Origin of the sequence: Flavonifractor sp. An82 (assembly GCF_002159265.1) — a bacterium.
Taxonomy (GTDB): domain Bacteria; phylum Bacillota; class Clostridia; order Oscillospirales; family Oscillospiraceae; genus Flavonifractor.
Genome location: NZ_NFHG01000009.1, coordinates 12822 through 34473, shown reverse-complemented (window position 1 = coordinate 34473; position 21652 = coordinate 12822). Strand labels below are relative to the sequence as shown.

Below are 21652 nucleotides of genomic sequence, written 5' to 3'. Positions count from 1 at the left end.
TGGCGGGAGCTCGGAAAATTTGTAAGGAGTCCGGTGGTATCCTGTATCCACACTTCGATGAGACAGAAGGAGGATGGGAATATGAGTGAGAAGAAGATTGCCGCCCTGCTGGTGGAGCCCGGCAGAAAGCCCCGGCGGGTGGAAACCCACACAGACCTCCAGACCCTCTCCCGGCTGGTGGACGGCCGCGTGGGGGTAAGCTACCCTGTGCCCGACACCAAGGTGTTTGCGGTGTACAACGAGGAGGGCAAATGGGAGGGCCTGAGCCCCAACCGGTGGATTCAGGACCCGGCCACCGGTCAGGCCTGGGACCTGATGGTGGGTACTTTCCTGCTGTGTACCAGCGACGAGGAGGGAGACCTGGCCAGCCTGACAGAGGAGCAGATGACGTATTACCAGGAGGAACTGGACCGGCTGATGCCGGTGGCGGAATAAAAAAGACGGACCGACTGCCTGGGCAGTCGGTCCGTTTGGTTATTTCTGCCCGGCTTCCCGCTCCCGGTCGGCCATGGCTTTTGCGATCTCCTGGAACTTGGCGGCAATGTAGCCGTAGTTCTCCCGCTTGTGGGGGAGGGTACAGTTGCTGCAGTCCTTGATGCCGCTGTCCAGGTACTTGAAGTTGCCGCCGCACTCCCGGCCCAGCATATACAGCGGGCAGTAGCAGAACAGGCAGTTGAAGTCCTGTCCCTCGGGGACCTTGTGGCAGGGGTAGTACTCGCACTCCTTGTTGGTGTAGAAGGAGAAGTGCTTGCCCTCCCAGTAGGGTTTGTTCTCTTCCATGACCGCGCCCCTTTCTGTGTGAGTCTGTGCTCTCATCATACACGGAGGGGACGGGACCTGTCAAGGAACTTAGGCCTTGCCTGCCGCCTTCAGACCGGCCAGCACCCGGCCGGGGGTCAGGGGGAACTCGTGGAAGCGCACGCCGGTGGCGTCGGCCACCGCGTTGCCGATGGCGGCCAGGGTGGGGTTGACGCCGCATTCGCCGATGCCGATGATGCCGAACACGCCGGAGGGGTCGGGATTCTCCACCAGAATGGCCTCGATCTCAGGCCGGTCGTCGGCGGTGGGCAGCATGTAGGAGTGGAAGCCCTTGTTGTAGAAGCCCTTGCCCTCCACATAGGTCATTTCCTCCCGGACGGCATAGCCCACGCCCTGGAGCACGCCGCCCTCGATCTGACCCCGGCACAGGGGCGGATTGACCACCTTGCCCACGTCGTGGGCGGCGGCTACCTTGATGACCTTGACCATACCGGTCTCCATATCCACCTCCACCTCGGCGGCCTGGGCGTAGAAGGGGAGACAGTTGGGGGGTACCTGGCAGGAGGAGGCGAGGAATTGCTTGCCCTCCAGGTGGGCCTGGGAGGCCATGTCGGCCAGGGTGGCCACCTGCTTGCCGTCGCAGGTGATGATACCGTCCGCCATGTCCAGGTTTTCCGGAGCGATGCCCAGCTTGGCCCCCACCCAGTCAAAGATATCCTTGCGCAGCTTTTTGGCGGCGTCGGCCATGACATAGCTGACGGTGTACAGGGTGCGGGTGGCGTGGGAGCCGATGTCGAAGGGGGCGGCGTCGGTGTCACCGAACTTCATCACTGAATCTTTGTAGGGCACGCCGATGAGGTCGGCGGCCACCTGGAGGCAGGCGGTGGTGGAGCCGGGGCCGATCTCCGGAATGGAGGAGTTGACGAAGAGGGTGCCGTCCCGCTCGATACGGAGGATGACGGTGTTGTAGTCCACGCAGAAGGGGGCGGCGTTGCTGACGTGGGTACCGGCGGAGATGCCCACGCCCCGGCGGATGGAGCCGGTCTGCTGGTCGGCCTTGCCATGCTTGTCGTACCAGCCCACGGCGGCGGCCGCCTTGTCCAGACACTCGTTGGTGCCGCAGGAGCCCGGCGGGAAGGGGAACCAGTTCTTGGTGTTCTCCCGGGTGGAGTTCTTCTTGCGCAGTTCAATGGGGTCCATGCCCAGCTTCTCGGCCATCAGGTCGATGGCGGGCTCCACTACCGCGTTGCCCTGGGGGGTGCCGAAGCCACGCATGGCGCCGGCGGTCATCTGGTTGGTGTATACCGGCCAGCCGGTGTAGCGGAAGTTGGGGATGGCGTAGGCGCCGGCGGTGCCGCAGGCGCCGCACACGCCCACCAGGTCGGTGCCGAAGGTGGCGTAAGCGCCGGTGTTGAGCCAGGCCTGGGTGTCGATGGCCACAAAGGTGCCGTCGGCCTTGGCGCCCAGCTTACATTTCAGATAGCCGCCGTGGCGGGAGTCGGAGCAGGTGAAGTCCTCCTCCCGGGTGTAGATCAGCTTGACGGGGCGGAAGCACTTCATGGACAGGGCGGCCGCCAGAATCTCCGCCTTGCCGGACAGGCCGATGCGCACGCCGAAGCCGCCGCCCACATAGGGGGGATTCTTGACGGTGACCTTGCTCACCGGAATGTCCAGAGCCTCGGCCAGAATCATTTTGGTGGGGTAGGGAGCCTGGGTGGTGCAGATGACCTCCAGCCGCCCGTCGGGGTTGTAGGTGGCCACCGCCCCGTGGGGCTCCATCTGGGCCTGCTTCACCCGGGGCAGGGTGACGTCGTACTCCACCACCGCGTCGCATCCTTCAAAGGCGGGAGTGGGATCGCCGCCGAACTCCAGCAGGATGGGGCCGCCGCAGATGTTGTGGAAGTCGGGGTTGGCGTACTTGGGCTGGACCTCCGGGGCCTCCGGCTTGATGGCCTCCAGGGGGTCGTAGACGGCGGGCAGTTCCTGCCACTCCACACGGATGAGCTTCACCGCCTCCTCGGCGATGGCCTCGGTGTCGGCGGCCACAGCGGCCACCTCGTCGCCGATGTACTTGGGCTCGTCGGTGAAGATGGTCTGGTCCAGCACCGGCTTGTGGGGCAGGGGAGTAATAAACATGGGGGCCGCCCCGTTCCACACCTTGTTGGTGGTATTCTCAAAGGTACACACCGCCCGGACGCCGGGCAGGGCTTCGGCCGCGGAGGTGTCGATGGACAGGACCTTGGCGTGGGCGTAGGGACTGCGCAGCACCTTGGCGTATACCATCCGGGGGAGGTTCACGTCAAAGGTGAACAGGCCCCGGCCGGTGACCTTGTCAAAGCCGTCGTTGCGGGGAATGCTCTGTCCTACGTATTTCATGCCCCTCACTCCCCTTTCTGGATGCGCTGGGCGGCGGCCTCCACCGCCCGCTCGATGTTGACGTATCCGGTGCAGCGGCAGATGTTGCCGCCCAGGGCCTCCCGGATCTCCTCCTTCTTGGGCTCCGGGTTCTCATCCAGCAGAGCCTTGGCCGACATGATCATGCCGGGGGTGCAGAAGCCGCACTGGACGGCGCCCTGATTGACGAACTCCTCCTGGAGGGGGTGGAGCTTGCCGTTCTGGGCCACACCCTCGATGGTCTGGATGACGGCCCCCTCCGCCCGCATGACGGGGATAATACAGGAGGTCACCGACTTGCCGTCCATGATGATGGTGCAGGCGCCGCACTCCCCCTTGCCGCAGCCGATCTTGGTGCCGGTGAGGTAGAGATTGTCCCGCAGGAACTGGGCCAGGGAGATGGAGGGGTCCACCTCTGCCACGATGGCCTCGCCGTTGATGGTGGTATGTAAAACAGCCATGTCAATTCCGCCTTTCTCTCAATGTTCCAGCTGATCCCGGCAGGCCTCCAGGGCCCGGCGAATCAGCACCGGCAGGGTGTCCAGCCGGTACTCCCGGCTGCCCCGCAGGGGGTTGCTTCTGGGGTTGGCGTCCTCCAGGGCCAGCTGTCCGGCCTGGGTCATGTTCTCCTCGGTGAGGGCCTTGCCTGCCAGGAAGGCCTCTGCGGCTTTGGCCCGCACGGGACCCACCCCCACGGGGGCCATGGTAATCCGGGCCCAGGTGACCGCGCCGTTCTCCACATGGATCATGGCGGCGCAGTTGAGCATGGGCAGGGACAGGGACTTGCGCAGCTCCAGCCGCACGAAGGAGGCTGCCTCCCCGGGCTGGGGCAGAGGAATGGAGATCTTGGTGACCAGTTCCCGGCTGTGGTCGATGGCGCTGCGGGCAAAGCCGGCGTACATCTCACCCATGGACAGCTGCCGCTCCCCCTGGGCGGAGAGAGCGGTGAAGGTGGGGTCCAGAGGTGCCAGGGACATGGCGCCGTCGCCGGCGGGCTGGGCGCTCACCACGTTGCCCACCAGTGTGGCGGAGTTGCGGATCTGGAGAGAACCCACCGTGCCGCAGCCCTGGGCCAGGGAGGGGAAGTACTGGCGCACCAGTGGCGAGCGGGCAATGGTAGTCAGGGTAACGGCGGCGCCGATGACCAGCTTGCCGTCCTCCACGGTGATGCCGCCCAGCTCGGGCACCCGGGTCACATCCACCCACATTTTTGGCTGGAGCTTCCCGGCCTTGAAATCCACCATCAGGTCGGTGCCGCCGGCCATGACCACGGCGCCGCCGTCGGCCTGGGTCAGCGCGTCCAGCACCTGCCGGACGGATGATGCGTTCACATATTCCATGGTATACTCCTCTCCTTTGATTCAAAAATTCAAAACAATAATATTTAAAATTAAACTGTGATTATATTTAAACCATTCGGTTGAGAAAAGTCAAATAAATAATTTGGATACAAATAAAAAACGGCGAAATGGAAAAGGGTGCGGTGAAAAAGGAAAAGGTCCGGGCTTATCAAACAGAACGGCGTAAATAAATTGCAAATTTCATATCATTACCAGGCGGTAAGGGAAGAAATAGCGTGTAAAAATCTACGTTGTGTTTTTGAAAACATAACGATATAATGGCTGTGAGCAGAGAAAACCGGACAGCGAAGGGAGGGAGCGCCATGGAGGCGGAGGGAAAACTCTATCTGACGGACGAGACCGGCCGGCGGATTTTCGGGCCGGGACCGGCGGAGCTGCTGGAGCAGGTGGAGCGGACCGGCTCGCTGCGGGCCGCTGCCCGGCGGATGGGCCTGTCCTACTCCAAGGCGCTGAAGATCCTCCGGGCGGCGGAGCAGGGCCTGGCTGTCCCCCTGGTGAGGGCGGAGGCGGGCGGACTGGGAGGCGGGGGCACCACCATCACCCCTCAGGCGCGGGCGCTGCTGGCCTGGTTCCACCGGGCCCGGCAGCAGATCCAGCAGTGTGCCCTGGCTCAGCTGGAGGAGCTGCATCTGGGAACGGAGGAGAATGCTTCTGAATCCTAGGATCTTGTCATAAGCTGTACCAACAAACTGGTAGGGGGTACAGCAATGAAGATCATTCTCCTGCGGCGGAAGCTGCTGGCGGTGCTGGCCTGCGCCCTGGCGGCTGCGGCCATGTTCTATGTGGTGAACTATCCGGAGGTGGTGAGCGCCGCGTCGTCCAACCGCCAGCTGCCCATCTACTGTGTCCAGCGGGACCAGAAGATGGTGGCCATCTCCTTTGACGCGGCCTGGGGTGATGTAAAATTGCGGCACCCGGGATCAGTCCCGGGTGCCGCTAGTCTTTAAAGGTCAGGAATCGTACTGGCCACCACAAATGAAGGATCATCCTGTAAGATTTCCAAATAGGCTCGGGTCAAGATATTCTTTGTAAACGGGATAATCTTTCATATCCGGGTCTGAATACATAGGAGCATCAGTTACAATCAAATAAAGCATATCATCAGTGGTGCTACTATATATTGGCGTACTACTATCATTCATGGTTGCCGTAATGAGGAGAGAAGCATCATCCGAAAGCTGAATTCTTATCGTACCATGATTCCCCTCGTTATCCGCGCTATATGAGGCTACGGCGAATGCCCCGTCTACGGTCAATTCCGCTGGCTGAGGAAGATAATGCGTAAATCCTCCATTTGGTACAGCAAACGCTATATAATATTTATCGGCCACCTCAAATATATTGATATATGCTGCGTATGATCGAAGATACCACATACCTGTTAAGGAAGCTAGATCCATACCTTGAGGAATGCTGGTTACTTCTGGAGTTTCTGACGTTTGAGGCGGTGTGCTTTCTGCTGGTAAAACAACACTGTTTGAACCGGGAGTGCTGGATGGTACCGGAAGAGCACTTTCTTCTACTGTTTGACTCGTGCTGTCTGTGCTGATGGCTTGTTGCTCTTCTATCGGATCTTCAGTAGGTTCAGGAGGGGCACTCACAGGTGAAGTAATTGGGTCTTCAATTTCCGCCGGCTCAGATGGTACTGGAAGGATAGTCTCTGTACTGGCTTGATCGGATGCAAAAATGTTTTTCCGGCTTGCCGCCACACCGACCACGATAATTAAAAGCAATGCCAAAATCATCCCACCAAATAAGAGCTTTTGGCGTTTTTCCACCTTGTTAAGCCGCTTTTCGTGCCCTTTTACAGCAGTTTCGGTTTTGGCCTGCTTTTGCATGAAGTCCTCTTGGGACTTGAGATTGCGGATAACATTTTTGAGTTCTGCCTTAGTCGCGTCTGACAAGCGAACGGAGGTTCCCTCTTTCAGGATGGCCTGCAATTGATTTATCGTCGCGCGGTTCATGGCAATGCTCATGGTGCCCAGAGTGAGGAACCAATTCATGATATTGGCAATTTGCTTTTGGTACTCACATACAACTCTTATTGCCTCTGCGTTTGCTGCATTGGCATCAGCAAGATCTGTTAGACCTTGCTGGGTGGCTTGTGTAGCCTTCTTGGTCCCGCCACCCCAAAGCCACGCAAAAAACCCTGTTTTCACACTTGCTGCTGCATTGGCAGATCCCTGGGCTCTACGTGCCTTTTGAAGCGCGATTTCCAATTTTCGATCCAATTCGGCTAATATCTCACATTGAGAGCGAACCACACCCGGAAGTTGTGCTTCAGAGATTGATTTTATATCAACATTTTCTAAATCTATATCAGGAGCCATAATTTACAAGTCCTCCAGAATATCGTCAATCAATCCTGCGTTTTTCTTTTTGATGGCTTTGACGTTCTTTTGAATATCTGTTAGTGCGCGGTCATTTTCCACCAGAGTTCTATCATAGAGCGCCACCGCTCGCTCCACACTCTGGTATGCATCACGGATGGCTAACCCAGCCTCTTTGGCACTGAGCCACATATCTGCCTGTTTATAAAATACTCTCGCGTTGCAGAGGTGAATCTGCTCCATATAGATTTGGATCTGTTCGTTTTGGACTCGCTGCCGCTGGATCTCCATCCCGATATCGGTCCCAAGCGCAATGACAAACCTGCCGATCCCGACAAAGTTGACTCGGAGAACAAAGCTGGAAGCAAAGCCGACAGCATTGCCCCCAGACTTGACTGCTGATCTGATTGCCGCATCTGCCATATCTACTGCCATAAAAGTCCCCGTAGAGATCGTCAGCATCCTGGCGATAGTCCTATACTTTATAGGAAGTACGTTTTCCCATTGAATATAGTTCAGATTTTTGGCTTTTTGATATTCCTTACTAAAGTGCCGAACAAAATAAAATGCCCGAACAAGCACTTCATTGAGTATTACCGGAAGAGATTGGCGACCAAGCTCCGCGCCAAGAGCAATCTCACTTTGCAGATTAAATTTTTTGTTGACAAATAGATCATTTACGACTTCACTTAACTCTGTTTCATTGATAGCCGGTAAAGCGGAAATTTCTTTTAGGGTTGCTAAAAGAGGCCCAGGTAGACCCATACCAGTCCCACTCGTTTTGTTTGAACCAGACATATCGCTGATTAAGTGCTTGACCCAGTTGAACGTACCAGCAATAATCTTTTCCTTGAAAGTGTGGCCTATTAGATCCCCATCATCTGCCACAAGAAAAGAAAAGTTCTCGCCATATCGGTTTGAAAAGAATGCAATATGATCAGAGGAGAATTGTGTAATTAGGGAGTAAATAAGACCTATGATTGTGGGGTGATGACGAAAATCATCCAAATGATGACTTTTATTGGAAATATTATGTCCAGCATTTTCTGCAAGCTGGTACACACCATCACCAGCGAATTTATATTTGTCTTCTAACTTTTTTATTGCACCTGATAGTCTATCGCCAGTATATCCTTCTTTGCGAGCAGCACGCATCACTAGGGTGTTAATTTGCTGATTACTCCACCCTTTTGACTTAGAAATATCAAACTCGTCTACAAAGAATGCATCAATAGTGCCTGTCAACAATCCACTTGCAACAGCAACAGCATAATCAAAACTATCTGCATGATTGGTCAGGCGGTCCTCCTCAACTCGAAGGACCTGAATCCGGTCCTCATTCTTCTGGATGCGAAGTTCGACATCATTCAAGCCAGCAGCTATTTTCTCTCTGACATCTGAGTTCATAGTCTGCAAAGCATCGATTTGTGCCAACTCATATTCCACTATAAACCCATCGTCAGGATCTTGCAAGCGGATAATATTCTGATACTCAACATTTTGGGCCACAGTCTGAATACTTGATGCATTTGTTCCATCATTAGAAGAGTTGCGCCGGAACGGCCAAAACTTTCCCATACGTGCGTCCCTCCCTATGCATGAAGTACTTTAATTTTGTATGACTACAAAATCTCCTTGGCTTCTCAGCCACATCTCAATCCCCTTGCCGAACACCTCAGCCTGGATGGTATAGGCCCCGCCATGCTCCTCCAGAATCTCCGCTGTGGGGAGGCGGTCCAGAACCGACTCAATGGAGGGGCCCGTGTAGACAAACTTCACCGTCTGGAGCTTTCCACCGTACATGAACTGCACCCGTTTGCGGAACTCCCCCTCCTCAAAGCGGTCGCGGTAGGGCACGCTGAAGTGCTCGTTGAGCACCTGGAAGCCCTTGATCCGATCCAGCCGGTAGATGGTGGGGAAGAAATCGTCCGGGTTCTCAAAGTCCGTCCTGTCCTCCAGAAAGGCGGTCAGGTAGAAGTAATACTCGGAAAACATGATCCCCACCGGCTGAATCCGCCGGCTCACCAGCCTGGGCTCCTTCATACGCTCATAGGTGATCTCCATGACCTGCCGGTGCTTGACCGCCTGGCCGATCTCCCACAGGCCGTCCAGGATGTGTTTCCCGTGATGGGGCTCCACATAGTGATGCTTCTCGTTGGCAATCAGCTCGGTGACGGCCCGCTTACTCTCCTCCGGCACGCAGCAGTCGATCAGCTTGTCCAGAATGGGTATCATCTCGTCCCGCCGCATGGAGCGGCTCTCCAGCAGGATCTTACAGACCGCCAGGATTTCGCTGTTGCTCAGTCCCCTCGGCACACTGTTGACCAGCCTGTAGGCCCGCTCACGGCGGTCGTAGATCACATCCTGGGGCAGATGCTGCTCCGCAAGAAAGCATCGCAGGGACTCGATGTCTCTCTGTACACTCCGCACCGTGACCCCGTACTCTCCGGCCAGGGCAATCCGGTTCAGCGCCTCCCCAGAGAGCAGACGGGCATAGATCGCCAACAGACGCGCGGACTTTGCCTCCGGCAGATAGTCCAAGATTCTCCCCTCCTTCATGCGTTTTCTGTCAATTTTTCATATTTTATAGATATAATAATATAATTATATAGTCATGTCAATCGCTGTCTTTCTTGGGTAACATAGATCACAGCGAGGTGATGGCATGAAGCCAGAATATGAACCGGAATACCGACAGATCGGCCTGAAAATCGCCTACTACCGCAAGCTCCGGGGCCTGACTCAGGAGCAGCTTGCGGAGAGGGTGGAGCGTACCCCCGCCTTCATCGGCCACATTGAAGCCCCCAATATCAACAAGGCCGTCTCCCTAGATACGCTGTTTGACATCGCCTCGGTGTTGGATGTACCGGCTTATAAGTTCCTGCTGTTTGATGAGTAGCCCTGATACATCTCCAGTGTAGCAGATCAAGAGGACATCTATTGTCACTTTCAAAATTTTCCGCAAAAAGGGGAAAAGAGTACGCCCCAGGCAGGATAGCCTGGGGGCGTTGTCGTATTGCCTCGGGCGGTAAACTATACAGGCTCATAACCCGGAGGTCGAAGGTTCAAATCCTTCCCCCGCAACCATAAACCCGCCAGAATCCGCGGATTCTGGCGGGTTTTCTCTAACTTTCATCACTTTTTCGGGCTGATTATTTTTGCCGTTTTCGTCTGACCCAAACCGTGACCCATACGGGATCTCGGAGCGGTTAGGGCCGGAGACTGCCGGAGAGGATACTGCCCATAGTCCTGGCCGCCTGGCGTTGGGAGGCCGTGGTCACGTGGGCGTAGGTGTCCAGGGTGAACCCGGCGCTGAAGTGCCCCAGCATCCCGGACACCGTTTTTACGTCCACCCCGTTCTGGAGGGCCAGCGTGGCAAAGGTGTGCCCTTATCATCAACAACGGCCCCAAGGAGGCGACGGCGGCCCAGCTGGAACAGCAGGCCCGCAGCGGCCAGCCGATTTCTCTCATGGATTTGGCTGCCGCCGCCCACCGGGAGGACCGGGAAAAGAAAAAGTCCGTCATGGAGCAGCTGAAAAGCCAGCCCAAGGCGGAACACAAAAGGACAGCGCCAAAAAAGAGCGCGGAAAGGGAGATTTGATATGGGAAACTTCACTTTTGAGGAAACGAACCTGCTTTGTATCTACAACACCGGCAGCCGCACCGGGCTGATCGACGCTCTGACGGAGATGCGCGGCCACCTGGAACCGGACGAGGCCGAGCTGCGGGAGCTGACGGACAGCGCCATACAAAAACTCCACACCATTACTGATGTGGAGTTTGATAGTTTGGAATTGTATCCCGATTTCTAACGGCCTTGATGATGTTTTGCACTATTGATAACGTTCAGGGTGTGATTCGTAATCTTCTCTAAATTTATCTATCGAATCCTGGGGAATATCAAAATCAAATTCTATATCGCCATTAGCAATTCGACAAAGATGTGTATTCTTCTTTCGATTAAGCCCTAACTTTTTCTGGTAGTAATCGTATCCTGTAATAATTTCTTTACGGATTTCATTTTCAATCTGAACTTTTAATATTCCAGCCTTGAAAAAGGATTCTTGTCCACCAAAGTTTTCTTCTTCGTGGCAAACAACTTCATACATAGAAAGCAAGGTGTATAAATTTTTGTTTGCAAGCCCGATATTAACTGAGTGAAGTACATTTATAAATTCTTTTCGATCGAGGTTTAGTACAGAAAATTTTTCGCGTGTTGATTCGACCTTGCCATTTCCTAACTTCGTTTTAACTCGTGTAGACGAAATTTCTAATATAGGAGTTTGCTTAACATCACGCTGAAGACCTTTTAGGTTGCAGTATAGCTCTTGCTTTACAAAATAGTTATAGAGCGGCGCATAAACTGTACTAAGTATTTTTTCGTTAATTTCTCTATTTTTGCTCTGATAATACTTATAAATGCCAGCCCCGGCACCACCAACTAAAACTATCGCTTGCAAAATAGGAATAACGTATTGCACCAAAAGATCGAGGAAACTTTGCGGAGCCATTTGGCTTTGAAAATACTCCGTCATAGTCTTAATTAAATCTAAAATTTCTTTCATACAGCGTCCACCAGCCAAAGTTTATTTACATTTAGTATAGCATGGCTCATGGTAAACGTAAATTGTTAATATTTTTATATGCCAAAATTAAAAACCGAAAGGAGGCAAACAACCATGCCATCCAAAGCTGAATTTTACCGTCAGATGGCCGAACAGGTATCGACCCAGCTTGTGGGCAGCTGGAAGGAGTGGACGGCTTTTCTTAGCACCGCCGCCCGCCTTTATAAGTGCCCGTTCCATGAGCAGATGATGATTTACGCCCAGCGCCCGGATGCCACCGCCTGCGCCGAGTATGATTTATGGAATGAAAAAATGGGCCGGTATGTGCGCCGCGGTTCCAAGGGTATCGCCCTGGTAGATGATTCCGGCGACGAGCCCCGCCTGCGCTATGTGTTTGATATTTCCGACACTGGGACCTGTGAACATTCCCGCACCCCCTGGCTGTGGCAGCTGGAGGAACAGCACATCGGACTTGTGTCGGCCATGCTGGAGTGCAACTACGGGGTTGCTGGTGGCAATCTCGCCCAGCAGCTTATTGATGTGGCCGGAAAGCTGGCCAGTGAATATTGGGACGAGCATCAGCAGGACTTTCGCTATATCGTTGACGGTTCATTTCTGGAGGAGTACGATGATCTCAACATCGAAGTCCAATTTAAGTCCGCCGCCACCGTCAGTATCGCCTACGCCCTGATGTCCCGCTGTGGGCTGGATACGGAACAATATTTCCAGCATGAGGACTTCATGCCGATTTTCGATTTCAATACCCCGGCCACGGTTGGGGCGTTGGGCGCAGCGGTCAGCCAGGTGAACCAGCAGGTGCTGCGGCAGATCGGCGTCACCATCCAGAACTATGAGCGCGAACAACTCGCGGAAAGGAGCGTTACACATGGAGAACAACCTGACTTACACGAGGAACGGCGATTACCTGATTCCCGACCTGAGCCTGAGCGAGCAGCCGATGAAACCCCTGGGCAAGTACGGCAGGATGCGGAAAGCGTACCTGAAGGAACACCGGCCCCTGATCTACAACCAGCTGCTGCTGACCGAGAAGCTGTACCCGCACCTCATCGAGATCGACGAGACGGCGAACAGCCGTCTGGAGCAGATGATGCCCCAGCTGGCGGCGGCAGCGGGCGCCACGGAACAGTTGAAAGCCAGCGACCCGATGAAGTGGGTGGGCCTGATGAACACCTGCAAGGCCCAGGCCGAGGAGATTCTGATGGCGGAGCTTATTCACAGCTGAGTTTCTTCCTCTCCGAAGCAGAACAAATCAGAATCATAGATGAAGCAGAGAATGTGCAAACATCCTCTGCTTTTTCTTTTGCCCAGGCTGACATCGACCATGTGCTGCGGCTGGGCGGCAACACCTATCGTCAGAGAGAGCGTATTATCGCGGCCTTTGAAGAACAGGAGTCCACTGTTGAGATTGCAGACACCCTGAAAACCCTGTACCATGGCGGCAACGGGATTGGCAGCATCACTGCATGGTATGCCGAGGATGGAATCCATCTTTCCCACGGCAAAACTGCCCGTTACGACAAGTCCGTCCAGGTCATTTCCTGGGAGAGTGCCGCTGAGCGTATCGGCCAGCTTTTGACTGAGCAGTGGGCGTCGGAGTTTCTGCGGCTCTATCCATCCGCCAACATTCTTGTCACCACCAAAAAAGACTTTGAGACCCACAACCGCAAGAAGTTCTGCGCCCGCATTGCCACCGGCGACTATGACGCCATCATCATGGGACACAGCCAGTTTGAGAAAATCCCCATCAGCCGAGAGCGTCAGGAACGGCTCCTTCAGGAGCAGATCTACGAGATCACCGAGGGCATTGACGAGGTGAAGTACAGCGGCGGTGAGCGTTTCACGGTCAAGCAGTTGGAACGCACCAAGAAGTCCCTGGAAGCCCGGCTGGAGAAATTGCAGGCCGAGAGCCGCAAGGACGATGTGGTAACATTCGAGCAGTTGGGTGTGGACCACCTATTCGTCGATGAGGCGCATAACTATAAAAACCTGTTTTTATACACCAAGATGCGGAATGTGGCAGGTCTCTCCACCAGCGATGCCCAAAAGTCCAGCGATATGTTTGCGAAGTGCCGCTATATGGACGAGATCACCGGCAACCGAGGGGTTATCTTTGCCACCGGCACCCCCGTATCGAACAGCATGACCGAACTTTACACCATGCAGCGGTATCTCCAGTATGACCGCCTGCAAGAGCTGAACATGACCCACTTCGACTGCTGGGCCAGCCGCTTCGGAGAAACCGTCACGGCACTGGAGCTGGCACCGGAAGGCACCGGCTACCGGGCAAGAACGAGATTCAGCAAGTTTTTCAACCTCCCGGAGCTGATGATCCTGTTCAAAGAGGTTGCCGACATCAAAACCGCCGATCAGCTGAACTTGCCCACCCCGGAGGTGGAATACCACAACATCGTGGCCCAGCCTACTGAACACCAAAAAGAGATGGTGCAGGTTCTCTCCGAGCGCGCCTCCAGGGTACACAGCGGCAGCGTTGACCCCTCAGAGGACAATATGCTCAAGATTACCGGCGATGGCCGCAAGCTGGGCCTAGACCAGCGTATCATCAACCAGCTGCTGCCGGATGAACCCGGCACCAAGGTCAATCAGTGTGTGGGTAATATCATGCAGATCTGGCGGGACGGCGAGGCTGACAAGCTGACCCAGCTGGTATTCTGCGACATTTCCACGCCCCAGGCAGCCCCCTCCAAAAAGGCAGCCAAACAGCTGGATAATCCCACACTTCATGCGCTGGAACAGGCTGTGCCGTTGGATGAGCCTGAGCCTGCCTTTACCATCTATGAGGACATCCGCCAGAAGCTCATCGCCCAGGGAATGCCCGCCGAGCAGATTGCTTTTATCCACGAAGCCAAGACCGAGGTGCAGAAGAAAGAACTGTTTTCCAAGGTTCGCACTGGGCAGGTGCGCGTCCTGCTGGGCAGCACCTCCAAAATGGGCGCTGGCACCAATGTGCAGGACCGGCTTGTGGCGCTCCATGACCTGGATTGTCCGTGGCGTCCGGGAGACCTTGCCCAGCGCAAGGGCCGTATCGAGCGCCAGGGCAACCAGAATCCGCTGGTCCATGTGTACCGCTATGTTACCGAGGGAACTTTCGATGCCTACCTGTGGCAGACGGTGGAGAACAAACAGAAATTCATTTCGCAAATCATGACCAGCAAAAGCCCGGTCCGCTCCTGCGATGATGTGGACGAAACGGCGCTGTCCTTTGCCGAGATCAAGGCCCTGTGCGCCGGAGACCCCCGTATCAAGGAGCGCATGGATTTGGATGTGGAGGTTGCGCGTCTGAAGCTGATGAAAGCTGACCATCAGAGCAAGCAGTACCGCCTGGAGGATCAGTTGCTCAAATACTTCCCCCAGGAAATCGAAACTAACAAGGGGTTTATTAAAGGCTTTGAAGCGGATCTGGAGACCCTGGCCGCCCATCCTCACCCGGAGGATGGCTTTGCTGGAATGGAGATCCGGGGCGATGTGCTGACTGACAAAGAAAACGCCGGTGCAGCCTTGCTAGACGCCTGTAAGGAGGTCAAAGGCTCCGAACCGGTGCAGATCGGCAGCTATCGGGGCTTTACTATGTCCGTGGAGTTTTCCGCTTGGAAACAGGAATATACGCTCCTGTTGAAAGGCCAGATGACCCACCGGGCAAGCCTCGGCACAGACCCGCGCGGAAACCTCACCCGTATCGACAATGCACTGGCTCAAATGCCTCAGCGTTTGGAAGCCGTGAAAAACCAGCTGGACAACCTTTACCAACAGCAGGCCGCAGCCAAAGAGGAAATCGGAAAGCCGTTTCCCTTTGAGGATGATCTGCGAGTCAAGTCCGCCCGTCTGGTGGAACTGGACACGCTGCTGAACATTGACGGCAAGGGCCATGCCCAGCCGGAAACTGTGGTTGCCAAGAGCGCACGGCCTTCGGTGCTGGACAGCTTGAAGCGCCCGGTGCCACCCCGTAGCCCTGAAAAGAAACCGAAACAACATGAGGAGGTGCGATAACATGAATACCAACGATCTGAATACGGCCCTTTATGAGAAGATGGCCGCTGAACAGGACAAATACCGGGACTGGCTGAAAAGCCAGCCCCCGGAGGAAATCCTGCACCATACCTATGAGTACACCGTCCGGGAGGACATTGTGATGGCGATGGAGGACTTGGAGCTGACCGATGCCCAGGCCCAGGCGCTTTTGGATTCGCCTACACCGCTGGCCGATGTGTACCGTCACTTTGAGAAGCTGGAGACCGGCTACATGGATGTGATCCGGGACAGCATTGAAAACCGAGCGGATGATGTGTGTAAGGTTTTGGAAGAACAGCGGTCCATCCCTCTCTATCTCCATTCTGCCGCCTATGCGTCCCAGCATGGGGAGATGGCACAATATAACCGCTCTTATCAGGCAAACTTTGACTGTAAAGAGGCCATTGAACACGCCATCAGCGCCCACTATGCGGATAACCGACTGGATACGGAGTCTGCGGTTAAGGCGGTGCTGGAAAAGTTCGGGTCGGAACGAGTACAGTTCATCCTTGCCAACACCATCCAGCATAAGGACAGCGACGGTCGCGTTTCCCGTGACAACAAAGCCTGGGCAAAGACCATTCCCATGCCGGAGGACAGCGGCACTTCGCGCCACTGTGCTTATCTGGTTGTGGATGAGGTCAATCTTGGTCTGACCGATCTGTTTACACGGCAGGCACGAAAAACGCTTCAGGAACCGGAGAAAGGCTCTGTCTTGCAAAAGCTCAAACAGGAGCCTACCACCCACAAGCCTGCTTTATCGAAGAAACAGGAGCCGGAACGATGAGCGCCAAAAAGCGTAAACGGGATGTGCCGGTCCTGTTTTGGGTTTCCGATGCGGAGATGGAAGCGATCCAGCAGAAAATGGCACAGTTCGGAACAAAAAACCTGAGCGCCTATCTGCGGAAGATGGCTGTGGACGGCTATGTGGTACAGCTGGACTTGCCGGAGCTGAAGGAACTGGTATCCCTGTTGCGCCGAAGCAGCAATAACCTGAACCAGCTCACCCGACGGGTACATGAAACGGGGCGGATTTATGATGCTGACCTGGAGGATATAGCCCAACGGCAGGAGCAGTTATGGGAGGGCGTGAAAGAAATCCTAACCCAGCTTTCCAGGCTTTCGTAACAGGGATATATGCCCCAACTGCGGAGGGAGGAACGGCGTTCTTTTCGCCGCGCCTTCCTCCGTTTTTTCTTTTGCCCATATCCTTGTCTTTTTGAAATGTTGGAAGGATAATATGGGTAGAAAACAGATTGCCGCAAAGGAGTTGAGAATAGATGAAAACCTTTGAGAAGGTGTTGGAGATTTTTCGTGAGTATTTGGACTGTGATCTAGAGGAAGAAGTCCTCCCTTGTCGAGAAGGTTATCTCCGCGTCACATGGAATGGAGATTCCCGCTACTGTGTGGATGGACTTCTCAGCCGGACACCGGACGAACTATTCGAGGTGCTGTTATCTGATTATCGCAGCTATGAGGAACTGCGGCTAACCAAAGGATGCCGAGAAGTGACGGAAGAAGATGAAAGACAGGCAGAAATTCTCTGTCAGAGCTTTCGGGAACGATGGAAGGAGGAAGAAAAATGAGGGCGATCTGGTTCATTCTGAAACTGCCGTTGAAGATTTTAATGGCTCCGGTGATTCTGTCGCTGACCCTGTTCGTCTGGATTTGTGTGGGGATTGTCTATGTCTCCGGTTTGGTGCTGGGGCTTATCAGCATGGTGGTTGCCCTGCTGGGTGTGGCAGTTCTGATTACTTACTCCTTGCAAAACGGCATTATCCTGCTGGTGATAGCATTTCTCATTAGTCCCTATGGTTTGCCAATGGCTGCAATCTGGCTACTGGGCAAGGTACAGGACTTGAAGTTTATCATTCAAGATTTGGTTTATGGATAATATGAAAACCTCCGACGAATTTCGTCGGAGGTTTTATGGTTCTAGGTTATCTTCTTGAAAAAGCGGCGATGCAAAAAAGGTATCTATCCCAATCCCCATTCCTTGGCACATCTCATGAATGATCCGTAGCTTAACCGAATCATACGAGCAGTTGATGACATTTCCAATCGTAGACTTGGGAACACCGCTTTTCATATACAGTTGATATTGTGTCATTTTTCTTTCATCTAGTAATTCTAACAGACGTTTGCTTACCGCCTCGTTTAGCTTCATTCTATACACCGCCCCTGTGACTGTACTATATTTAGTATATGGGCAGTTTTGCTAAAATTGGTCCCTGTACCTGTACTAATAGAGCTATTTGCAGTATGATGGTAATAGGGGTGCCATCGTATGAACGTAACTTTTTGTGGCCATTCGCAAATCACAAAGGCAGACAATATTGCGAATTGGCTTCGCAATGTAACACAAGACCTAATTGAGCAAGGAGCAACAACTTTTTATCTTGGAGGATATGGAGAGTTCGACAGTTTAGCAGCGTCTATTTTACGGGAACAAAAGAAAAAGTATCCGCAAATCGAGCTGGTTCTTGTATTGGCATATTTGAACACTGGCCGGGATGTTTCTGGCTATGACAGTACCGTGTATCCACCGCTGGAAAACGTACCGCGCCGTTTTTCGATTTCTCATAGAAATCGCTGGATGGTAGAGTCCGCCGATGTAGTGGTGGCCTATGTTCTCCATGATTGGGGCGGAGCAGCCACAACGTTACGGTGTGCCAAACAGAAAAAGAAGCAGATTATTTCATATCGTGATGAAATGGGCAGCTGAGGTTGTCTATTTTGCTGCCACTTCATATTTCCAAAACTGTTGAACGTTAAGCTGTCGGTAAAATTATGCCGAATTTTCATCACTTTACTTTTGAACTAATATTGCTTATAATATTAGTGTGAAAGGAAGTGGTACGGTGGGACAATTTGAACAGCTGGATCAGCTGCTGGAAACACAGGATGGGATGCTGCGAACAGCTCAAGTAGTATCTGCTGGTATTTCTAAGCCTGTTTTTTATGATTATGTGCACTCACGGGAATTGGAGCGGGTCGCGCATGGAATTTATCTTTCCAAGGATGCCTGGGTCGATGCCATGTACTTACTTCATCTGCGGGTCGAACAGGCAGTGTTTTCCCATGAGACAGCTTTATTTTTTCACGATCTGACAGACCGCGAGCCGCTGGAATATACGGTCACAGTCAAGACCGGATATAATCCCTCCAAGCTGAAAGCAGAGGGCGTACAGGTATTCACCATTAAGGCGGAACTGCATGGGGTGGGCCTGACAACGGCTCAGACACCATTTGGGCATACAGTTCCTGTCTATGACCTGGAGCGCACCATCTGCGACCTGCTCCGCAGCAGGAACAACATGGAGATGCAGACTTTTCAAGGGGCATTAAAGATGTATGCCAGAAGAAAAGACAAAGACCTGCGGACATTGATGCGGTATGCCGGTATGTTCCGGGTAGAAAAAATTCTGCGGCAGTATTTGGAGGTGCTTTTATGATAAAAACAGCAAGGCAGTTGAAGGATCTGATCCGCAATCTTTCCAGAAAAAAATCTGCGGACGCCCAGCTCTTGATGCGGAACTACATGATGGAGCGTTTTCTGGAGCGTATCTCCCTTTCTGAATATCGTGACAAATTTATTCTGAAAGGCGGTATGCTGGTAGCGGCTATGGTTGGTCTGGATGCCCGTTCCACGATGGATTTGGACGCTACTGTAAAAGGAGCCAATGTCAATGTGGAGGACATAGAGAATTTGATTTCCGCTATTGTGAGTGTCCCGCTTGATGATGGCGTCAAATTCCAGCTGAAAAGTATTTCGGAGATTATGGATGAGGCGGAATATCCGGGGATTCGCGTAAATATGACTACAACCTTTGACGGTGTGGTGACGCCTTTGAAGATTGACATTTCCACAGGGGATGCCATTACCCCCAGGGAGATCCGCTACTCTTTCAAGCTGATGCTGGAAGATCGCTCCATTGATATTTGGGCGTACAATCTGGAAACGGTTCTGGCCGAAAAGCTGGAAACGATCATTACCAGAACTACCACCAACACCCGCATGAGAGATTTCTATGACATTTATATTCTGGAACAGCTGCATGGGAATACATTGGACCCTCAGATTCTCCATGATGCGCTGCGGGCCACTGCTCACAAACGCGGGACAGAACGACATCTTGCAGAAGCTGCCGAAGTTTTTGAGGAAGTGGAGAACAGCTCGGTTATGCAGAAACTTTGGGAATCGTACCGCAAAAAATTTTCCTATGCGGCAGATCTGGAGTGGAACATCATCATGGGGGCGGTGCGCAGTTTATACGCTCTCAGTGAAAAGGAATCGAGCCTATGAAGAAGCACGGCCATTATTGTAAAGTCTGCGGAGAATATAAGGCTAATGAAAAATTTTCCGGCAAAGGTCATGCGGCGCACGTCTGTAAATCCTGTGCTTCTTTGCCGCCGGAGAAGCAAGCGGAGCAAATGACAATAAACCGCTTGCTGAATCTCCCATGGAGATTATCAAAGGAGCAGATTTCCTGGCTGAAGAACCGAATGAAAGATAAGCGCCGGGAAGTTCGTGCGCTGGCAAAAGAACAATACGAGATGAGGTTTCCTCCGAAGCGGTTAGAGGACATCGAGGACAATTTTGATTTTCTCGATGAGGACGATTTAATAGAATAACAAAAGCGGTCTGCACCATGCAGGCCGTTTCTTTTTTGGAAAGGAGGTCTCCCTTATGGCAACCACACGCATCATGCCGCTGCATATCGGCAAGGGTCGGACTGAGAGCCGTGCCATCAGCGATATTATTGACTATGTGGCAAATCCCCAAAAGACCGACAACGGAAAATTGATTACCAGCTATGGATGTGACAGCCGCACTGCTGATGCAGAGTTTCTGTTGGCAAAGCGGCAGTATATTGCCGCCACCGGACGAGTGCGCGGTACAGATGATGTGATCGCCTACCATGTGCGCCAGTCGTTCAGGCCCGGAGAGATCACACCGGAGGAAGCCAACCGGCTGGGCATAGAATTTGCCAGGCGGTTCACCAAAGGCAATCATTCCTTTGTGGTCTGCACCCACATCGACAAATCGCATATTCATAATCACATCATCTGGTCGGCGGTCAATATGGATTGTGACCGGAAGTTCCGTAACTTTTGGGGAAGCACCAGAGCTGTTCGACGTTTAAGTGACACCATTTGTATCGAGAACGGACTATCCATTGTGGAGAACCCCAAGCCCCACGGAAAAAGCTACAACAAGTGGCTGGGCGAACAAGCCAAGCCCTCCCATCGGGAACAGCTACGGGTGATGATTGACCGGGCGCTGGAGCAAAAGCCAGCAGACTTTGACACACTTCTGCAACTGCTTTCCGAGATGGGCTGCGAGGTATCTCGGCGCGGGAAAGCAATCCGCCTTAAAGCTCCCGGCTGGAAGAATGTAGCCCGTATGGATGACAAGCTGGGAGCCGGGTACAGCGAAACAGAAATCCGTGCGGTGCTGGCTGGAGAAAAGCAGCACACGCCCCGCAAGAAATCCACCGTGCAGCCGGAGCCACCCAAGGTCAATTTGCTGGTGGATATTCAGGCAAAATTGCAGGCCGGGAAAGGTGCTGGATATGCACGCTGGGCCAAGGTTTTTAACTTAAAACAGATGGCGCAGACCGTGAATTTTCTTACCGAACATCACCTACTGGACTATACAGAGCTGGAAGAAAAAGCGGTGGCGGCTACCGCCCATCACAATGAGCTGTCAGCGCAGATTAAGGCGACGGAGAAACGCATGGCAGAGATCGCCGTCCTGCGTACCCATATCGTTAATTATGCCAAGACCCGCGAGACCTATGTTGCCTATCGCAAGGCCGGTTATTCCCGAAAATTTCGGGAGGAACATGAGCAAGAAATTCTGCTCCATCAGGCGGCAAAAAATGCCTTTGATGAGATGGGAGTGAAGAAGCTGCCCAAGGTCAAAGACCTGCAATCTGAGTATGCCAAACTGCTGGAGGAAAAGAAGAAAACCTACGCCGAGTACCGGCGTTCCCGTGAGGAAATGCGGGAACTTTTGACGGCAAAGGCCAATGTGGATCGGCTGCTGAAAATGGATGAGGAACAGAAAAAAGAACAAGAAAAAGACCACGGCCAGCGGTAAGCCGGTCATGGTCATAAGCGTCCATCGGACGCGTAGCCGCAGAATGAAATTCTGCGTTCAAAGGGGCTTGGGGGCGCTGCCCTCAACAAG

General features: G+C 53.6%; 26 protein-coding genes and 2 pseudogenes. 17 read left to right on the top strand and 11 right to left on the bottom strand.

The genetic code is table 11. The features are described 5' to 3' along the window. Positions 1–81 precede the first annotated feature (81 nt). Positions 82–435, top strand: a complete 354-nt coding sequence (locus B5G34_RS10435) for a DUF3846 domain-containing protein (RefSeq protein ID WP_162609464.1) — start codon at positions 82–84, stop codon at positions 433–435. Positions 436–474: 39 nt separating this feature from the next. On the opposite strand, the gene B5G34_RS10430 is transcribed toward B5G34_RS10435, so the two are convergent. The 4 genes from B5G34_RS10430 to B5G34_RS10415 form a co-directional block, all read right to left on the bottom strand. After that, complete coding sequence (locus tag B5G34_RS10430; RefSeq protein ID WP_087336895.1) at positions 475–780, bottom strand: cysteine-rich small domain-containing protein; 306 nt, start codon at positions 778–780, stop codon at positions 475–477. Between the two features lie 69 nt (positions 781–849). Next, on the bottom strand, positions 850–3135 hold the full coding sequence (locus B5G34_RS10425; RefSeq protein WP_087336892.1) for a molybdopterin cofactor-binding domain-containing protein: 2286 nt from the start codon (positions 3133–3135) through the stop codon (positions 850–852). Between the two features lie 5 nt (positions 3136–3140). Beyond that, on the bottom strand, positions 3141–3614 hold the full coding sequence (locus B5G34_RS10420; protein WP_087336889.1) for a (2Fe-2S)-binding protein: 474 nt from the start codon (positions 3612–3614) through the stop codon (positions 3141–3143). Between the two features lie 18 nt (positions 3615–3632). Then, entirely contained in the window at positions 3633–4493 is an 861-nt protein-coding gene (locus B5G34_RS10415; protein ID WP_087336887.1) for an FAD binding domain-containing protein, read from the bottom strand. Between the two features lie 323 nt (positions 4494–4816). On the opposite strand from B5G34_RS10415, the gene B5G34_RS10410 reads away from it, so the two are divergent. Next, complete coding sequence (locus tag B5G34_RS10410) at positions 4817–5176, top strand: LysR family transcriptional regulator (RefSeq protein WP_162609463.1); 360 nt, start codon at positions 4817–4819, stop codon at positions 5174–5176. Between the two features lie 45 nt (positions 5177–5221). Further along, the gene (locus B5G34_RS10405) at positions 5222–5461 is read left to right on the top strand and encodes a hypothetical protein (protein WP_204245942.1); all 240 of its coding nucleotides are present in this window, start codon (positions 5222–5224) and stop codon (positions 5459–5461) included. A gap of 36 nt (positions 5462–5497) precedes the next feature. Here the strand turns inward: B5G34_RS10405 and B5G34_RS10400 are convergent, their stop codons facing one another. From B5G34_RS10400 to B5G34_RS10390, 3 genes are read right to left on the bottom strand one after another with little or no spacing between them, the layout of a single operon-like run. After that, on the bottom strand, positions 5498–6844 hold the full coding sequence (locus B5G34_RS10400) for a hypothetical protein (protein ID WP_087336881.1): 1347 nt from the start codon (positions 6842–6844) through the stop codon (positions 5498–5500). Positions 6845–6847: 3 nt separating this feature from the next. Next, a complete protein-coding gene (locus tag B5G34_RS10395) occupies positions 6848–8422 on the bottom strand; it encodes a hypothetical protein (RefSeq protein WP_087336878.1) in 1575 nt (524 codons plus the stop codon). A gap of 30 nt (positions 8423–8452) precedes the next feature. Then, entirely contained in the window at positions 8453–9385 is a 933-nt protein-coding gene (locus tag B5G34_RS10390; protein ID WP_242956982.1) for a WYL domain-containing protein, read from the bottom strand. A gap of 124 nt (positions 9386–9509) precedes the next feature. On the opposite strand from B5G34_RS10390, the gene B5G34_RS10385 reads away from it, so the two are divergent. After that, positions 9510–9743, top strand: a complete 234-nt coding sequence (locus B5G34_RS10385) for a helix-turn-helix transcriptional regulator (RefSeq protein WP_087336873.1) — start codon at positions 9510–9512, stop codon at positions 9741–9743. Between the two features lie 310 nt (positions 9744–10053). On the opposite strand, the pseudogene B5G34_RS18460 reads toward B5G34_RS10385, so the two are convergent. Continuing rightward, positions 10054–10230 (bottom strand): annotated as a pseudogene (locus B5G34_RS18460) (site-specific integrase); the annotation flags it as partial. A 5-nt stretch (positions 10231–10235) separates the two neighbouring features. Between B5G34_RS18460 and B5G34_RS19150 the strand changes: the two are divergent. Both B5G34_RS19150 and B5G34_RS10375 read left to right on the top strand, forming a co-directional pair. Then, a pseudogene (locus B5G34_RS19150) lies at positions 10236–10445 on the top strand (hypothetical protein); the annotation flags it as partial. Between the two features lies 1 nt (position 10446). After that, positions 10447–10656 (top strand): transposon-transfer assisting family protein, encoded by a 210-nt coding sequence (locus B5G34_RS10375; protein WP_087336870.1) that lies wholly within the window; start codon positions 10447–10449, stop codon positions 10654–10656. A gap of 21 nt (positions 10657–10677) precedes the next feature. Here B5G34_RS10375 and B5G34_RS10370 read toward each other — a convergent pair whose 3' ends face one another. Continuing rightward, complete coding sequence (locus B5G34_RS10370) at positions 10678–11409, bottom strand: hypothetical protein (protein WP_087336867.1); 732 nt, start codon at positions 11407–11409, stop codon at positions 10678–10680. A 609-nt stretch (positions 11410–12018) separates the two neighbouring features. Beyond that, positions 12019–12297 (bottom strand): hypothetical protein, encoded by a 279-nt coding sequence (locus tag B5G34_RS19145; protein WP_242956981.1) that lies wholly within the window; start codon positions 12295–12297, stop codon positions 12019–12021. Here B5G34_RS19145 and B5G34_RS19140 point away from each other — a divergent pair. From B5G34_RS19140 to B5G34_RS10340, 6 genes are all read left to right on the top strand, one after another. Next, positions 12296–12652: a TnpV protein gene (locus B5G34_RS19140; RefSeq protein ID WP_242956979.1), complete on the top strand. Its 357-nt coding sequence runs from the start codon at positions 12296–12298 to the stop codon at positions 12650–12652. The two genes, B5G34_RS19145 and B5G34_RS19140, sit on opposite strands and share 2 nt — an antisense overlap. Positions 12653–12705: 53 nt before the next feature. Next, the gene (locus B5G34_RS10365) at positions 12706–15435 is read left to right on the top strand and encodes a helicase-related protein (RefSeq protein WP_242956978.1); all 2730 of its coding nucleotides are present in this window, start codon (positions 12706–12708) and stop codon (positions 15433–15435) included. Between the two features lies 1 nt (position 15436). Next, positions 15437–16243 carry a DUF3848 domain-containing protein gene (locus B5G34_RS10360; RefSeq protein ID WP_002578490.1) on the top strand — a complete coding sequence of 269 codons (807 nt, stop codon included), beginning with the start codon at positions 15437–15439 and terminating at the stop codon, positions 16241–16243. Further along, the gene (gene mobC / locus B5G34_RS10355; RefSeq protein WP_002578491.1) at positions 16240–16584 is read left to right on the top strand and encodes a plasmid mobilization relaxosome protein MobC; all 345 of its coding nucleotides are present in this window, start codon (positions 16240–16242) and stop codon (positions 16582–16584) included. The genes B5G34_RS10360 and mobC overlap by 4 nt, the downstream gene beginning before the upstream one ends. A 152-nt stretch (positions 16585–16736) precedes the next feature. Continuing rightward, on the top strand, positions 16737–17042 hold the full coding sequence (locus B5G34_RS10345) for a hypothetical protein (RefSeq protein WP_002578492.1): 306 nt from the start codon (positions 16737–16739) through the stop codon (positions 17040–17042). After that, complete coding sequence (locus tag B5G34_RS10340) at positions 17039–17350, top strand: CD1845 family protein (protein ID WP_002578493.1); 312 nt, start codon at positions 17039–17041, stop codon at positions 17348–17350. Before B5G34_RS10345 ends, B5G34_RS10340 begins: the two co-directional genes overlap by 4 nt. A 33-nt stretch (positions 17351–17383) precedes the next feature. Here B5G34_RS10340 and B5G34_RS10335 read toward each other — a convergent pair whose 3' ends face one another. Then, positions 17384–17623 carry a helix-turn-helix transcriptional regulator gene (locus B5G34_RS10335; RefSeq protein WP_002578494.1) on the bottom strand — a complete coding sequence of 80 codons (240 nt, stop codon included), beginning with the start codon at positions 17621–17623 and terminating at the stop codon, positions 17384–17386. Between the two features lie 120 nt (positions 17624–17743). On the opposite strand from B5G34_RS10335, the gene B5G34_RS10330 reads away from it, so the two are divergent. From B5G34_RS10330 to B5G34_RS10310, 5 genes are all read left to right on the top strand, one after another. Beyond that, positions 17744–18181: a hypothetical protein gene (locus B5G34_RS10330; protein ID WP_002578495.1), complete on the top strand. Its 438-nt coding sequence runs from the start codon at positions 17744–17746 to the stop codon at positions 18179–18181. A 136-nt stretch (positions 18182–18317) separates the two neighbouring features. Then, positions 18318–18911 carry a type IV toxin-antitoxin system AbiEi family antitoxin domain-containing protein gene (locus tag B5G34_RS10325; protein ID WP_002578496.1) on the top strand — a complete coding sequence of 198 codons (594 nt, stop codon included), beginning with the start codon at positions 18318–18320 and terminating at the stop codon, positions 18909–18911. After that, positions 18908–19762, top strand: coding sequence for a nucleotidyl transferase AbiEii/AbiGii toxin family protein (locus tag B5G34_RS10320; protein WP_002578497.1), 855 nt, complete (start codon positions 18908–18910; stop codon positions 19760–19762). Before B5G34_RS10325 ends, B5G34_RS10320 begins: the two co-directional genes overlap by 4 nt. Further along, complete coding sequence (locus tag B5G34_RS10315; RefSeq protein ID WP_002578498.1) at positions 19759–20091, top strand: hypothetical protein; 333 nt, start codon at positions 19759–19761, stop codon at positions 20089–20091. The genes B5G34_RS10320 and B5G34_RS10315 overlap by 4 nt, the downstream gene beginning before the upstream one ends. Before the next feature lie 55 nt (positions 20092–20146). After that, complete coding sequence (locus B5G34_RS10310) at positions 20147–21562, top strand: relaxase/mobilization nuclease domain-containing protein (protein WP_002578499.1); 1416 nt, start codon at positions 20147–20149, stop codon at positions 21560–21562. Positions 21563–21652: the final 90 nt, after the last annotated feature.

What these genes read in the sequence shown, in the direction of transcription:
- B5G34_RS10330 (WP_002578495.1), top strand. Translation starts at nt 17,744, where the DNA reads ATGAACGTAACTTTTTGTGGCCATTCGCAAATCACAAAGGCAGACAAT.
- B5G34_RS19145 (WP_242956981.1), bottom strand. Translation starts at nt 12,297, where the DNA reads ATGTGTAACGCTCCTTTCCGCGAGTTGTTCGCGCTCATAGTTCTGGAT.
- B5G34_RS10430 (WP_087336895.1), bottom strand. Translation starts at nt 780, where the DNA reads ATGGAAGAGAACAAACCCTACTGGGAGGGCAAGCACTTCTCCTTCTAC.
- B5G34_RS10345 (WP_002578492.1), top strand. Translation starts at nt 16,737, where the DNA reads ATGAAAACCTTTGAGAAGGTGTTGGAGATTTTTCGTGAGTATTTGGAC.
- B5G34_RS19140 (WP_242956979.1), top strand. Translation starts at nt 12,296, where the DNA reads ATGGAGAACAACCTGACTTACACGAGGAACGGCGATTACCTGATTCCC.
- B5G34_RS10370 (WP_087336867.1), bottom strand. Translation starts at nt 11,409, where the DNA reads ATGAAAGAAATTTTAGATTTAATTAAGACTATGACGGAGTATTTTCAA.
- B5G34_RS10405 (WP_204245942.1), top strand. Translation starts at nt 5,222, where the DNA reads ATGAAGATCATTCTCCTGCGGCGGAAGCTGCTGGCGGTGCTGGCCTGC.
- mobC (WP_002578491.1), top strand. Translation starts at nt 16,240, where the DNA reads ATGAGCGCCAAAAAGCGTAAACGGGATGTGCCGGTCCTGTTTTGGGTT.
- B5G34_RS10435 (WP_162609464.1), top strand. Translation starts at nt 82, where the DNA reads ATGAGTGAGAAGAAGATTGCCGCCCTGCTGGTGGAGCCCGGCAGAAAG.
- B5G34_RS10375 (WP_087336870.1), top strand. Translation starts at nt 10,447, where the DNA reads ATGGGAAACTTCACTTTTGAGGAAACGAACCTGCTTTGTATCTACAAC.
- B5G34_RS10385 (WP_087336873.1), top strand. Translation starts at nt 9,510, where the DNA reads ATGAAGCCAGAATATGAACCGGAATACCGACAGATCGGCCTGAAAATC.
- B5G34_RS10420 (WP_087336889.1), bottom strand. Translation starts at nt 3,614, where the DNA reads ATGGCTGTTTTACATACCACCATCAACGGCGAGGCCATCGTGGCAGAG.
- B5G34_RS10400 (WP_087336881.1), bottom strand. Translation starts at nt 6,844, where the DNA reads ATGGCTCCTGATATAGATTTAGAAAATGTTGATATAAAATCAATCTCT.
- B5G34_RS10415 (WP_087336887.1), bottom strand. Translation starts at nt 4,493, where the DNA reads ATGGAATATGTGAACGCATCATCCGTCCGGCAGGTGCTGGACGCGCTG.
- B5G34_RS10360 (WP_002578490.1), top strand. Translation starts at nt 15,437, where the DNA reads ATGAATACCAACGATCTGAATACGGCCCTTTATGAGAAGATGGCCGCT.
- B5G34_RS10340 (WP_002578493.1), top strand. Translation starts at nt 17,039, where the DNA reads ATGAGGGCGATCTGGTTCATTCTGAAACTGCCGTTGAAGATTTTAATG.
- B5G34_RS10310 (WP_002578499.1), top strand. Translation starts at nt 20,147, where the DNA reads ATGGCAACCACACGCATCATGCCGCTGCATATCGGCAAGGGTCGGACT.
- B5G34_RS10335 (WP_002578494.1), bottom strand. Translation starts at nt 17,623, where the DNA reads ATGAAGCTAAACGAGGCGGTAAGCAAACGTCTGTTAGAATTACTAGAT.
- B5G34_RS10410 (WP_162609463.1), top strand. Translation starts at nt 4,817, where the DNA reads ATGGAGGCGGAGGGAAAACTCTATCTGACGGACGAGACCGGCCGGCGG.
- B5G34_RS10315 (WP_002578498.1), top strand. Translation starts at nt 19,759, where the DNA reads ATGAAGAAGCACGGCCATTATTGTAAAGTCTGCGGAGAATATAAGGCT.
- B5G34_RS10320 (WP_002578497.1), top strand. Translation starts at nt 18,908, where the DNA reads ATGATAAAAACAGCAAGGCAGTTGAAGGATCTGATCCGCAATCTTTCC.
- B5G34_RS10395 (WP_087336878.1), bottom strand. Translation starts at nt 8,422, where the DNA reads ATGGGAAAGTTTTGGCCGTTCCGGCGCAACTCTTCTAATGATGGAACA.
- B5G34_RS10425 (WP_087336892.1), bottom strand. Translation starts at nt 3,135, where the DNA reads ATGAAATACGTAGGACAGAGCATTCCCCGCAACGACGGCTTTGACAAG.